Source organism: Micromonospora sp. R77, from assembly GCF_022747945.1.
Taxonomy (GTDB): domain Bacteria; phylum Actinomycetota; class Actinomycetes; order Mycobacteriales; family Micromonosporaceae; genus Micromonospora.
In genome coordinates this window covers 2,983,362-2,996,461 of the sequence record NZ_JALDST010000001.1, presented here as the reverse complement: position 1 = coordinate 2,996,461, position 13,100 = coordinate 2,983,362, and the positions used below count along the sequence as shown (strand labels likewise).

Below are 13,100 nucleotides of genomic sequence, written 5' to 3'. Positions count from 1 at the left end.
GTGACTCCCCGCGTGCTCACGCATGTGCCCGCCTGAAGCGGCACCACGCCGACGATCAGGGACCCCGCCGCCCCGGAGCACGCTCCGGCCGTCCGGCGGGTCCCTGATCCCGGACGCCTACCTCAGCGGGGCCGGTTGTTCCAGTTGTAGAACGTCGGGATGTTCTCGAAGTGGTTCCAGGCGCAGACCGCGCTGGCACCGTCGCCGCCCGACACCTCCGACCGCCGCACGCGTGCGGCCTCGGCCTCGTGGAGCAGCGCGGTCAATCCCGCCGCGGCTTCGCGTACCCGGTCGGTCACCGGATCTCCGACGGCTTCCCCGACGCGCTCAGGCTGCCGGTGACTCGTGGTCTCGGGCATGCTCCAACACTCCCTCCAGTAGGCGGATCTTGCTGTTGCGGCAGTGTTCGGTCTCCGTACCGTCGAAACGCCCCTGCTCGAAGTAGCGGTTGGCGGCGTGACCACCACCGCAGAAGCCGAAATAGGGACAGGACGACCGGCACGCCTCCACCCCGGTGAGGAACTCCCCCACCCAGCCCGTCCGCCCCGCGCCGGCCAGGATCTCCGCCAACGGGGTGGCCAGCACGTTGCCGCTGGTGAAGTCGCCGTACCGGGGGTCGGTGAAGCCGGCCAGCTCCGGTGAGAGCACCACCACCGAGCCGTCGTGGCCGATCGTCGGGATCGGGTCGAGCTGCCGGGGCAGCAGGTCGTCCGCACCGCCGGCCAGGACCGCAGCCGTGTAGCGCAGCGACCACTCCACCTCGCGCAGATGGATCCGCGGCTCCCGCCGCCAGGCGGCCACCAGCTCGGCCCAGAACGCCGTCACCGCGCCCGCCTCGTGGGCATTGCCCCGCAGGTTGACGCCCTCGGTCTCCTCGATGTTGACCCCCAGCACGTCACAACCGAGGTCGAGGAAATAGTCGTACAGCTCGGCGGCCAACCCCGGGCCGGGCCGGGAGACCACCGCGAGGGCCGAGAAGGGCAGCCCGTGCCGGCGCAGCGCCGCCACCCCGGCCACGATCCGGTCGTACGCCAGACGCCCACCCCGGGTGACCCGCTCGCCGTTGCGCTCACGCGGCCCGTCCACGCTGACGCTCACCCGGATGCCGTGCTCGACGAAGAACGCGCACCACGCGTCGTCGATCAGCGTGGCGTTGGTCTGGACGTGGTGCTCCACCGCCGGCCCGAACGGGGCGATCAGCGCGGCCAGGTGCTCCCGGCCGGCCGCGAGCGGCTCCCCGCCGTGCCAGACGACGGAGAAGCGGCCCGTTGCCGCCCACGGGTTGACCGAGGCCGCCACCGCCTCGGCGACCGACACGGGCATCCGCCGGTCGGCCGCCCGCAGCGGCAGGTAACAGTAGGCACAGTCCAGATTGCAGAGGGTCGTCGGCTGCATCACCACGTACGACGGCACAGCGGCGACGCCGCGCATACCGGGGTGCGTACGAGCAGCCATCCACTCTCCTCCGCCCAGCCTGAAGTGACCTTCAGGCTAGGCGTCGGTGGCCACTCGGGTGAACCCCCGATCAGGTGCCCGGATGATCAGCCCAGCGTGATCAGCCCCGGGTGTGCTGGCCGATCATCTGCACGTTGCCCGAACCCTCGATGATCTCGCCGGCCTGCCAGGCCTCCACGCCCCGCCCGGTGAGGGTGGCCAGCGCCCGGTCGGCGTCCTCGGGGGAGACGATCGCGAACATGCCGACACCCATGTTGAACGTCTGCTCCATCTCCGGGTCCTCGATCCGTCCCTTGGACTGGATCAGGTCGAAGATCGGCTGCGGCTTCCAGGTGGAGCGGTTGACCACCGCGTCGACGTGCTCCGGCAGGATCCGGACCAGGTTGCCCGGGATGCCGCCGCCGGTGACGTGGGCGATCGAGCGGACCTCGGCCTCGGCGATCAGCTTGAGGCAGTCCTGCGCATAGATCTTGGTGGGGGTGAGCAGCTCCTCACCGAGGGTGCGCTGCCGACCGAAGTCCTCGATCACCACGTCCAGCCGCATCCGGCCCGCGCCGAGCAGCACGTGCCGCACCAGCGAGTAGCCGTTGGAGTGCAGGCCCGAGGAGCGCATCGCGATGACCACGTCGCCGACCTCGACCCGCTCCGGGCTGAGGATCTCGCTCTCCTCCACCACACCCACACCGGTGGCGGAGACGTCGTACTCGTCGGGGCGCAGCACACCCGGGTGCTCGGCGGTCTCTCCGCCGAGCAGGGCGCAGCCCGCGTACCGGCAGCCGTCGGCGATGCCGGCGCCGATCTCGGCGACCTTGTCCGGCACGACCTCGCCGGTGGCGATGTAGTCGAGCAGGAAGAGCGGCTCGGCACCACAGGCGACCAGGTCGTCGACGACCATGGCGACCAGGTCGATGCCGATGGTGTCGTGGATGTCGAGCTGCTGGGCGATGACCAGCTTGGTGCCGACACCGTCGGTGGACGACGCCAGGATCGGGTTCTTGTATTTCTTCGTGTCCAGCCGGAACAGGCCGGCGAAACCGCCCAGGTCACCCATGACCTCCGGGCGCCGGGTGGACTTGACCTTGGACTTCAGCAGCTCGACCGCGCGGTCGCCCGCCTCGATCGACACTCCGGCGTCCGCGTACGAGACCGAGCGTTTGCGCGTCGTGCGGCCGGTGCCGGCCGTCCAGGGCTGGCGGTCGCCGCCGGCGCCCGTCGGGCTGCTTCCTGCGCCGCTGCGCTCGGACACGTGCGTCACGGTTCTCCCCTTTGTGGTTCTCGCGGAGCCGCACCACGGTGTGGACCCGCGTCGGGTGGTGCTACGGGCGGTTGGTCGCGCCGCCCGGAGTGGCGACGAGCGGAGGGGCGGTGTGCCCCGTGGGGTCGGCCGCCTCCGTGGCGACCCGACGTCCCACTCCTTCGAGGACGTGCTTGCCGATCAGGTTCCCGGCCGGGAGCTCGATCGGGTATTCCCCATCGAAACACGCCCGGCACAGCCGGGTCTTCGGCTGCTCGGTCGCCGCGATGAGACCGGGGAGCGATACGTAGCCCAGCGTGTCGGCACCGATGGAGCGCCGGATGCCGTCGTTGTCCAGCCCGTTGGCCAGCAGCTCGGCCCGGGTGGCGAAGTCGATGCCGTAGAAGCACGGCCAGCTGACCGGCGGCGAGGAGATCCGGACGTGCACCTCCAGCGCCCCGGCCTCGCGCAGCATCCGCACGATGGCGCGCTGGGTGTTGCCGCGCACGATCGAGTCGTCCACCACGACCAGCCGCTTGCCGCGCACGTTCTGCCGCAGCGGGTTGAGCTTCAGCCGGATGCCGAGCTGGCGCAGCGTCTGCGACGGCTGGATGAAGGTGCGCCCCACGTACGGGTTCTTCATCAGGCCCGCGCCGTAGGTGATGCCGGACTCCTCGGCGTAGCCGATCGCCGCCGGGGTGCCGGACTCCGGCACCGGGATCACCAGATCCGCCTCGACCGGGTGCTCCTTGGCGAGCTGGCGGCCGATCTGCACCCGCGCGGCGTGCACGTTCCGGCCGGCGATGGTGGCGTCCGGGCGGGCGATGTAGACGTACTCGAAGAGGCAGCCCTTCGGCTCCGGCGCGGCGAACCGGGTGGAGCGCAGCCCGTCCTCGTCGATGGCGATCAACTCGCCCGGCTCGACCTCGCGCACCACGCTGGCGCCGACGATGTCCAGCGCGGCGGTCTCGCTGGCCACCACCCAGCCGCACTCCAGCCGGCCCAGCACCAGCGGGCGCACGCCGTGCGGGTCACGGGCGGCGTAGAGCGTCGACTCGTCCATGAAGACGAAGCTGAACGCGCCGCGCAGCTGCGGCAGCACCTCCAGCGCGGCCGCCTCGACGGAGAGATCCGGCCGGCCGGCCAGCAGCATCGTGACCAGCGAGGTGTCGTTGGTCGAGCCGTCGGAGTCGAGACCCCGCTCGGCCACCTCCCGCTGGAGCTCGGCGGTGTTGACCAGGTTGCCGTTGTGGGCCAGCGCGATGGTCGTGCCGGAGGTGGTGGACCGGATGGTGGGCTGGGCGTTCTCCCAGGTCGACCCGCCGGTGGTGGAGTAGCGGGCGTGCCCGATGGCGAGGTGCCCGCGCAGGCTGGCCAGGGTCGGCTCGTCGAAGACCTGGGCGACCAGGCCGAGATCCTTGTAGACCACCACGCCGGAGCCGTCGCTGACCGCGATGCCGGCGGCCTCCTGGCCACGGTGCTGGAGGGCGTAGAGCCCGAAATAGGTGAGGTTGGCGACCTCTTCCCCCGGCGCCCAGACACCGAAGACGCCGCACGCGTCCTGGGGGCCGGGTCGTTGGGGGTCAAGGTCGTGGCTCAGCCGGCCATCGCCTCGGGGCACCTGCCGCTCCCTCATGCTGGTCTGGACTGGCCTGGGCGGAGTCGGGGGAGAGCTCCGCGCGGTCGGCCGGGACCGTCGTCGCCTGTCAGTGTACGCGAATCGAAGTCAATACACATAGTCACGACCGGGCTCCGCCCAGTGATGGTAGGTGCGGCGTCGACGCAGCTAGAGCGGCAGGTACGCGGAGAGGTCGGCCCGGACCCCGCTCACCCGTACGCGACCCTCGGTGACCGCCGCCGCCCACTCGAGGCGGCCGGTGGCGAGTGCCAGCCAGGTGCCCGGATCCATCTCGACCACGTTCGGCGGGGTGCCACGGGTGTGTCGCGGACCGGCTACGCACTGCACGGCACCGTAAGGTGGAACCCGCACCTCCACCGAACGGCCGGGGGCGCGCTCCACGAGGACGGCCAAGAGGGTACGGACCGCCTCCCGGAACACCGGCCGTTCGGGCGTACGCCCCTCGTCCAGCGCCGACAACGCTGCCGCGACCGCGGCGGACTTAGAGTGCGGAGAGGACACGACGGGACGATACGACCCGAGTGCAGCGCTTCCGACGCTGGCCCTGGGTCGCGCCGATCCGGTCAGACAAGGCATAGTTGCCGACGGCGTATTCGTACCGTGATGATCCCGGGCCCGGCATCCGCCGGCCAGGGAGGTCAGACCGGAAGGCGGTGGACGTGTCAACACACCGACGTGCCTGGAAGCAGCGGGCCGGTGTGGTCGTAGCGCTGGTTGCCGGCGCCCTGCTCACCGTCCCCGCCACACCGGCCCTCGCGGCCGAGGCCGTCGTGCAGCCACAGTCGGTCACCCTGAACGCCGGTAGCGACGCCACGGTCACCGTGGTCATCACGCCGGGTACCGAGGACAAGAGCGGTGACCTCAACCTCACCGGCCTCCCGTCCGGCGTCAGCTGCAGCAGCGGTTGCGGCAACTTCCAGTTCAACGGCCCGCCCGGTTCGCCGAAGACGCAGGTGCTGACCATCCGGGCCAACGACAACGTGTCGGACGCCAACACGAACGTGACGGTGCAGGTCAAGCCGGACAAGTCCAACCCGGCCACGCCGACCTTCTCGCTGACGGTGAAGGCGAAGGCCGCGCCCAGCCCGACCCAGCAGCAGGTGCAGACGGTCAAGCTGGTCTCCGGCAAGGTCACCAACTCGTCCACCGGCGACGCGGTGCCGAACGCCACCGTGATGCTGCTCGACTCGCAGCAGCACCGGTACACCACGATCAGCGACGACAAGGGCAACTACCGGTTCAACGGCTCCGAGTCGGCGCCGATCGCGCCGGGCCGGATCGACCTCGGTGCCGTCCTGAACGACGTCAAGGTCTACAAGAATTTCACCGCGAACGCCGGCCAGAGCGTGACCGGCCAGCGGCTCAGCCTGCCGATCAAGACCGAGGCCACCCCGAGCGCCAGCCCGTCGGCGAGCGCCGAGGCCACCCCGTCGGATGAGGCGAGCGACGACGCCTCCCCCGAGGAGAGCGCCCCCGAGACGAGCCCCGGCCAGGTGGCCGCCGCCGCCAACGAGGACTCGGGCGGCTTCGGCTCGTGGCTGCTGATCCTGCTCGGCGGCCTCTTCGTGGCCGTCGGCGTCGGCACCATCGTGCTGCTCTACATGCGCCGCAAGAACGAGGGCGACGACCCCGACGACGAGGCCGTCCCGGCCGCCGCCGCGAGCCCGGTCCCGAACGCCCGGGGCGCCTACCGGGGTACGGACGACCAGACCCGGGTGGTCAACGGCGGGATGGGTCTCGGCCCGGCTCCCACCATGGTCGGTGGCACCTCGCTCAGCGACGCCCCGACGATGATGCACCGCCCGGTGGTCGACGACGTCCCGCCGGACCCGTACGGTGCCCCACCGCCCGCGTACGGATCGGGCGGGCAGCCGGGCTGGGCCGGCAGCGGCTACGGCGACGAGGCCCCCGCTCAGGGCGGCTACGGCGCCGGCAACGGCTACGGCAACGCGCCCGCCTCGGGCGGCGGTTACGGCAACGCGCCGGCCTCGGGTGGCGGCTACGGCGACGCACCCGCGTCCGGCGGTGGCTACGGCGGCCGGGACTACGGTGCCGGTGCGGCCGGCGCTGCCGGGGCGGCGGGCTACCCGCCGGCCCAGGGCGGCGGCTACGGCGGCGAGCGGTACGACGAGCCCACCGGCCGCTACACCGGTGACAGCACGTCCTACGCCCCGGCGGCCGACCCGTATCCGACCAGCACCTACCAGCCGCAGGCGGACCAGGGCCGGGGCTACGGCCAACCCGAGCCGGGCCCGTACGGCCGCGCGCCGGAGCCGGGCACCGGCTACGGCCAGGACGGCGGCTACGGCGCCTCGGGTGGTGGCTACGGCACCGCGCCCGGCGGCGGCTACGACAACGCCCCGGCGGGCGGCGGTTACGACAACGCCCCGGCGGGTCGCGGCTACGACAACGCGCCGACCGGCCGCGGCTACGACAACGCGCCTGCCGGCGGCGGCTACGACGGTGGTCAGCAGCAGGGCTACGACGGCTACGACCAGCGCGGCGGTTACGGCCAGCCGCAGCAGGGCGACGGCTACGGTCAGGCACCGCAGGGCGGCTACGGCCAGCAGGGTGGCTACGGCCAGGAGCCGCCGCAGCAGCGCAGCCCCGGCTACGACAACCAGGGCCAGGAGCAGGGCGGCTACTACGGTGACCCGGCCCAGGCCGGGCGGGCCCGCCCGGACGGGCCGCCGCCGCAGGACCGGGGCGGCCGCAGGCTGGACTGGCTGGACGACTGACCCACCGACGAACCGACACGTGGCCGCCCGGGTTTCCCGGGCGGCCACTGCCGTGTCTCATCCCGGGCTGCCCGCTTCCCCTTCTCCCCGTCACGCCGACGGCAAGAGGCACACCGTGCCGCCGACCTGTCGGCTCGAACAGGCCGGGGATCTACCAGCCGGCGACATGGCGGACTCGACGGGGCGGGCCCGGGTCAGGCGGTGAAGACGCCCTGGCGGAGCACCGGTACCACGTCGGAGACGTCGAGCTGGACGGCGACCGCCACGTCGGCCGCGAAGCCGCCCTCGATCAACTCCCGTCCGGAGACGCAGCCACGGACCGCCGCCGCCACGTCCGGGGTACTGGCCAGCGCGGCCAACGCCATCGCCGCCTCCACCGACAACCCACCCGACACGTCGGAGAGGGCGTCGAGCACGCTGGCCGCCCCGAGTTGATCCTCCACCGAGGGACGCAGCGAGCCGTCCGGCCAGCGCTCACCCGCGGCGACCACGCCGACCGGGGCGTCGATCGAGCCGTACCCCTCGGCCTGGAGCCAACGCCCGACGGCGCGGGCGTTGCGCAGGCACGCCGCGATCACCGGCAGGCCGGTGGCGCTGGCGGCGGCGCTGATCGCCGAGCCGTTCGGTGACGGCAGGACCAGGTCCGGTACGACCGGCGCGGCCCGCAGCGCCGCCGGGGAGAGCGACCACGGATGCTCCGGGGTGGTCCGCCGGCGGCCGACGGCGGCGACCGCCCCGACCCGGCGGGCGTAGTCGGCCGCCTGCTCGCCCCACGGGAACGGGTGCACCCGCATGCCGCGGCCGACCGCCACCTCGACGGCGGTGGTGAACGAGAGGACGTCCACCACCACCAGGGCCGCACACACCCGGCCGAGTTCGGCCGCCCCGGTCAGGCCCCAGTCGAACCGGGCCCCGGATCCGGGCTGGGCGTGTACGGCCGCGGCCAACGCCTCAGCGCTGATCGGTCGAGTGCTGGTCCGGGTCACCGGAATCCGTCGCGGAGCCCGCCGTGCTGTCGCCGGTCTCCCCGGCCGGGGAGACCGAGCCGTCACCGGCGCCCGCCGCATCACGGGCATCCGTGGCCGCGCGCGGTTCCGTGGCCTCCCGGCTGTCCGTGGCGGCACGCGGACCCGTGGCGTCGTCGGTGTCCGTGGCGTCACGGGTGCCCGCGCCCTCACCGGCGTCCGCCGCATCGCGGACGTCGGTGGTTGCGCGCGGTTCGCCGGCCTCGCGCCCGTCCCGCGGCTCGTCCGAGACGGTGCCGGCGTCAGCCGGCTTGGTCTCCCCGGTCGCTGGGACGGTCGCCTCGGCGGACCGGGACTCCGTGGTGGGCCGGGCCACCGGTACGTCCACCGGCTGCTCGGCGGTGGCCGGGAGGACGGTGGTCGTCCCGGTCCGGGTCGCCTCCACCGCCACCTGGGCCGGTGCCTCGGTGCCGAACAGGCGCGGCAGCGTCGCGGTGTGCGCGGCGCGCAGCTCGTCCAGGCCGATCCGGAACTGGCCGTGCACCTCCAGGGCACCACCGGCCGGGTCGGTGACCCCGATGAACTCCCACGGCACCCCGCGCTCGCCGCAGAGCGCGGTGAACGCCTTCTCGTGCCCGCGCGGCACCGACACCAGGACCCGTCCCGCGGACTCGCTGAACAGGTAGACGAACGGCATCGACCCGCCGGTGAAGTGCTCCGGCAGCGCGATCCGGGCGCCGACCCCGCGCCGCAGGCAGGACTCGACCAGGCTCTGCGCGAGACCACCGTCGGAGAGGTCGTGCGCCGAGCTGACGTGCCCGACCCGGGCCGCCTCGGCCAGCAGCTCGCCGAGCTGCCGCTCACGGGCCAGGTCGACCTGCGGCGGGATGCCACCCAGGTGCTCGTGGGTGACCCAGGCCCACTCCGAGCCGGAGAGCTCCACGTGCGTCTCACCGAGCAGGAAGAGCTGGTCGTGGTCGCCGCCGGGCCGCGGCACGAAGCCCATCGGCACCCGGTCGGCGACGTTGTCCAGCACGCCGAGGACACCGACCACCGGGGTCGGGTGGATCGCCGCGGCCCCGGTCTGGTTGTAGAAGCTGACGTTGCCGCCGGTCACCGGGATGCCCAGCTCCAGGCAGCCGTCCGCCAGGCCGCGCACGGCCTCGGCGAACTGCCACATCACGCCCGGGTCCTCCGGCGAGCCGAAGTTGAGGCAGTTGGTCACGGCGATCGGCTTCGCGCCGGTCACCGCCACGTTCCGGTACGCCTCGGCCAGCGCGAGCTTCGTCCCGTGGTACGGGTCGAGGCGGGCGTACCGGCCGTTGCCGTCGAGCGACAGGGCGACGCCGAGACCGGTCCGCTCGTCGATCCGGATCACCCCGGAGTCCTCCGGCTGGGCCAGCACGGTGTTGCCCAGGACGTAGCGGTCGTACTGCTCGGTGACCCAGGTCTTGTCGGCCAGGTTCGGCGACGCGATCATCCGCAGCACGGTCTCCCGGAGCGCGTCCGGGTCGCTCGGCCGGGGCAGGGTCTCCGCCCGGTCGGCCTGGAGCAGGATCAGGTCGGCCGGCTCCCGCATCGGGCGGGCGTAGACCGGACCGTCGTCCACCAGCGAACCCGGCGGCACGTCCACCACCAGCTGGTCGCGCCAGGTGATCACCAGGCGGCCGGGCTGGCCGTCCGGGGACGGTGCGGTGACCTCGCCGATGGCGGTGGCCCAGACGCCCCACTTCTCGGCGGTCTTGAGCACCGCCTCCAGCTTGTCCGGGGCGACCACCAGCAGCATCCGCTCCTGGGACTCGCTGGCCAGGATCTCGTGCGGCGTCATCGACGCCTCGCGCAGCGGGACCCGCTCCAGCCAGACCCGCATGCCGGTGCCGGCGGAGGCGGCGGTCTCGGTGAGCGCGCAGGTCAGACCCGCGCCGCCGAGGTCCTGGATGCCGACGACCAGCTCGGCATCGTACAGCTCCAAGCATGCCTCGATGAGGAGCTTCTCCATGAACGGGTCGCCGACCTGCACCGACGGGCGGCGCTGCTCGCTGCCCTCGTCGAAGGTGGCGCTGGCCAGCACCGACACGCCGCCGATGCCGTCGCGGCCGGTCCGGGCACCCATCAGCACGACCACGTTGCCGGGGCCGGCGGCCTCCTTGCGCTGCAGCCGGTTGACCGGCAGCACGCCGAGGCAGAGCGCGTTGACCAGCGGGTTGCCCTGGTAGCAGGGGTCGAAGACGACCTCACCGCCGATGTTGGGCAGACCCAGGCAGTTGCCGTAGCCGCCGACGCCGGCGACCACGCCGGGCAGCACCCGGGCGGTGTCCGGGTGGTCGGCCGCGCCGAACCGCAGCGGGTCCATCACCGCGACCGGGCGGGCGCCCATGGCGAGGATGTCGCGGACGATGCCGCCCACGCCGGTCGCCGCACCCTGGTACGGCTCGACGAAGCTCGGGTGGTTGTGCGACTCGACCTTGAAGGTCACCGCCAGCTCGTCGGAGATCTGCACCACACCGGCGTTCTCGCCGATGCCGGCGAGCATCCGGTCGCTCGGCGGGGCCTTCTCACCGAACTGGCGCAGGTGCACCTTGCTGGACTTGTAGGAGCAGTGCTCGCTCCACATGATCGAGTACATGGCCAGCTCGGCCTGGGTGGGACGACGACCCAGGATGTGCCGGATGCGCTCGTACTCGTCGTCGCGCAGGCCCAGCTCGGCGTACGGCTGGAGCTCCTCCGGCGTGCCGGCCGCCTGCGGCACGGTGTCCACACCGAGCGTCCAGTCGTCGGCCGGGCCGGCCTGCGGCACCACGGAGGCCGCACGCGGATCCGCCGGGGCGGCCGGGAAGGCGCCCGGTGTCTCCCGTACGGCCGGGTCCGGATGGGTGGTCATGAAGTCTCCTCGCTGCGCTCGCCGCCCTGCGGGCGGTTGCGCCGAACCGTGCTCACGCCGGCGCCCCCACCAGGTGCTTCAACACCGAGGTGAAGAAGCCGAGACCGTCGAGGGAGGGACCGGTGAGGGCCTCCACCGCGTGCTCGGGATGCGGCATGATGCCGACCACGTTGCCGGCCTGGTTGGTGATCGCGGCGATGTCGCGCTGCGAACCGTTGGGGTTGCCGCCCAGGTAGCGGGCGACGACGCGGCCCTCGGCCTCGAGCTGGTCCAGCGTCGCGGCGTCGGCGACATAGCAGCCCTCGCCGTTCTTGACCGGGACGAGCACCTCCTGGCCCGGCTGGAACGCGTTGGTCCAGGCGGTGCCGGCGGACTCGATGCGCAGCACCTGGTCCCGGTTGCGGAAGTGCAGGTGCTGGTTGCGGGTGAGCGCACCGGGCAGCAGGTGGGCCTCGCAGAGGATCTGGAAGCCGTTGCAGATGCCGAGGACCGGCAGGCCGCCCCGGGCCGCGTCCACGATCGTCCCCATCACCGGGGCGAACCGGGCGATGGCGCCGCAGCGCAGGTAGTCACCGTAGGAGAAGCCACCCGGGAGGACGACGGCGTCCACCCCGTGCAGCTCCGGGTCGCCGTGCCAGAGCCGGACCGGCTCGGCGCCCGCGATCCGGACGGCCCGGGCCGCGTCGCCGTCGTCGAGCGAGCCGGGGAAGGTCACCACACCGACCCGGGCGGTCACGGGTGCGCGTCCACGGTCTCGTCGGCCTCGACCAGGCGGACGGTGAAGTCCTCGATGACCGGGTTGGCGAGCAGCTTGTCGGCGATCTCCCGGGCGCGGTCCAGGTCCGGTTCACCGGTGAAATCGATCTCGATCCGCCTGCCGATCCGGACAGAGGCGACGTCGCTGACGCCGAGCCGGGGCAGCGCGTTTGCGACGGCCTGGCCCTGAGGATCGAGGATCTCGGGCTTGAGCATGACGTCGACGACGACGCGAGGCACTGGGCACTCCTGACTGTGTACGCAGTTGGGTGCCGACCCACAACGGGCGAGCGCAGCCAGCCTACCTGGCAGATACCGCCCTGGACGCACCGGCCGGGCGCGGTTCGGACAGTGATCGACGTAACCGGTCGGGGGTCGCTGCGAGCGGTGTCCCCGCGTGCGCGGAACGTGCCGTTACCAGGCAGTACAGGGCTGCCACGGAGGCCGAATCGTTACATCGGCGGTCGTCGCGCTATCGCATGTCGGGGGCCGTTCGGCGGTCCGGCGGCATCGGCGGCGCTCCATGCCGGACGGTCGCGCGGGGCGGCCGGACGGGGCCCGCGCCGGGCCGCCGGGCCGATCGGGTCGAGCCGGACTCACCTTCCGGACCGATGGGGCCTTCCGGGGCATCCGGCTGGATCCGGACGCGGTCGGGGGCGGCCGGGTGGAGTGGCCGATCTCCGACACTTCCCGCCCCACCGGGCCGGTCCGGCCGCGGATAGGGCCGGTCCGGCTCTGCATGACCGATCCGACCCCAGCACGGCCGGTCCGGCCCTGCTGCGACTGGTCCGACCCTCGTGCGACCTGTCCGGCCCTGCTGCGACCGGTCCGACCCTCGTGCCACCCGTCCGGCCCTCGTGCCACTGGTCCGACCCGGCAGGGCCGGTCCGACCTCGGCGCGTCGTTTTGCAGCATCCGATCAGGTGAACAAGCCTCACGAACGTGTCGCCCGCCGGATGACAGCATCGGAACCGTGCTGGTCGTGACGACGGATCAACTGCCCGGCTACGAGATCCGCCAGATCCTCGGCGAAGTGGTGTCCTCGATGGCCAGGACCCGGAACCCCTACCGCGAGGGCGTGAAGAACCTGCGCGGCGGCGCGTACGACCCGATGGCGCCGGACAACCTCACCCGCTGGCGTACCGACTCGGTGGCCCGGCTCGGCGAGGAGGCGCAGCGACTCGGCGCCAACGCCGTGATCGGGATGCGCTTCGACAGCCGGGACTGCGGCGAGATGTGGATGGAGATCTGCGCGTACGGGACAGCGGTGATCGTCGTACCCAAGATGCCGGACGTCATGCCCGCGGACCAGCCCATGGTCGCCGCCGAGACGGCCCACGAGCCGGAGATCACGGGGGCACCCGGCGGTATCGCCGAACCCGCCAGCGCCCCCAACCTCTCCTCCGCCGCCGAAACCCCCACCCGCGACTGA

The 13,100-nt window shown here is 72.7% G+C and carries 10 protein-coding genes and 1 pseudogene; 2 read left to right on the top strand and 9 right to left on the bottom strand.

Annotated elements, in window-relative coordinates; all coding sequences use genetic code 11:
• Window positions 1-122: 122 nt before the first annotated feature.
• The 5 genes from amcA to MRQ36_RS13860 form a co-directional block, all read right to left on the bottom strand.
• Window positions 123-359, bottom strand: a complete 237-nt coding sequence (amcA, locus tag MRQ36_RS13880; protein WP_242795785.1) for a multiple cyclophane-containing RiPP AmcA — start codon at window positions 357-359, stop codon at window positions 123-125.
• Window positions 328-1,431 carry a cyclophane-forming radical SAM peptide maturase AmcB gene (gene amcB / locus MRQ36_RS13875; protein ID WP_242801093.1) on the bottom strand — a complete coding sequence of 368 codons (1,104 nt, stop codon included), beginning with the start codon at window positions 1,429-1,431 and terminating at the stop codon, window positions 328-330. The genes amcA and amcB overlap by 32 nt, the downstream gene beginning before the upstream one ends.
• A 124-nt stretch (window positions 1,432-1,555) precedes the next feature.
• Window positions 1,556-2,710, bottom strand: a complete 1,155-nt coding sequence (gene purM / locus MRQ36_RS13870) for a phosphoribosylformylglycinamidine cyclo-ligase (protein ID WP_242795784.1) — start codon at window positions 2,708-2,710, stop codon at window positions 1,556-1,558.
• Between the two features lie 61 nt (window positions 2,711-2,771).
• The gene (purF, locus tag MRQ36_RS13865; protein ID WP_242795783.1) at window positions 2,772-4,310 is read right to left on the bottom strand and encodes an amidophosphoribosyltransferase; all 1,539 of its coding nucleotides are present in this window, start codon (window positions 4,308-4,310) and stop codon (window positions 2,772-2,774) included.
• Window positions 4,311-4,475: 165 nt separating this feature from the next.
• Window positions 4,476-4,829: a sterol carrier family protein gene (locus MRQ36_RS13860; protein ID WP_242795782.1), complete on the bottom strand. Its 354-nt coding sequence runs from the start codon at window positions 4,827-4,829 to the stop codon at window positions 4,476-4,478.
• A 158-nt stretch (window positions 4,830-4,987) separates the two neighbouring features.
• Here MRQ36_RS13860 and MRQ36_RS13855 point away from each other — a divergent pair, with 158 nt between their 5' ends.
• Window positions 4,988-7,066 (top strand): carboxypeptidase regulatory-like domain-containing protein, encoded by a 2,079-nt coding sequence (locus MRQ36_RS13855; RefSeq protein ID WP_242795780.1) that lies wholly within the window; start codon window positions 4,988-4,990, stop codon window positions 7,064-7,066.
• A gap of 194 nt (window positions 7,067-7,260) precedes the next feature.
• On the opposite strand, the gene MRQ36_RS13850 is transcribed toward MRQ36_RS13855, so the two are convergent.
• From MRQ36_RS13850 to purS, 4 genes and pseudogenes are all read right to left on the bottom strand, one after another.
• Window positions 7,261-8,013 carry a 2-phosphosulfolactate phosphatase gene (locus MRQ36_RS13850; RefSeq protein WP_242801091.1) on the bottom strand — a complete coding sequence of 251 codons (753 nt, stop codon included), beginning with the start codon at window positions 8,011-8,013 and terminating at the stop codon, window positions 7,261-7,263.
• A gap of 490 nt (window positions 8,014-8,503) precedes the next feature.
• Window positions 8,504-10,912, bottom strand: a pseudogene (gene purL, locus MRQ36_RS13845) (phosphoribosylformylglycinamidine synthase subunit PurL); the annotation flags it as partial.
• Window positions 10,913-10,964: 52 nt separating this feature from the next.
• Window positions 10,965-11,648 (bottom strand): phosphoribosylformylglycinamidine synthase subunit PurQ, encoded by a 684-nt coding sequence (purQ, locus tag MRQ36_RS13840; protein WP_242795778.1) that lies wholly within the window; start codon window positions 11,646-11,648, stop codon window positions 10,965-10,967.
• Window positions 11,645-11,908, bottom strand: coding sequence for a phosphoribosylformylglycinamidine synthase subunit PurS (gene purS, locus MRQ36_RS13835; RefSeq protein WP_242795776.1), 264 nt, complete (start codon window positions 11,906-11,908; stop codon window positions 11,645-11,647). Before purS ends, purQ begins: the two co-directional genes overlap by 4 nt.
• A 733-nt stretch (window positions 11,909-12,641) precedes the next feature.
• Here purS and MRQ36_RS13830 point away from each other — a divergent pair.
• Window positions 12,642-13,100 (top strand): YbjQ family protein, encoded by a 459-nt coding sequence (locus MRQ36_RS13830; RefSeq protein WP_242795774.1) that lies wholly within the window; start codon window positions 12,642-12,644, stop codon window positions 13,098-13,100.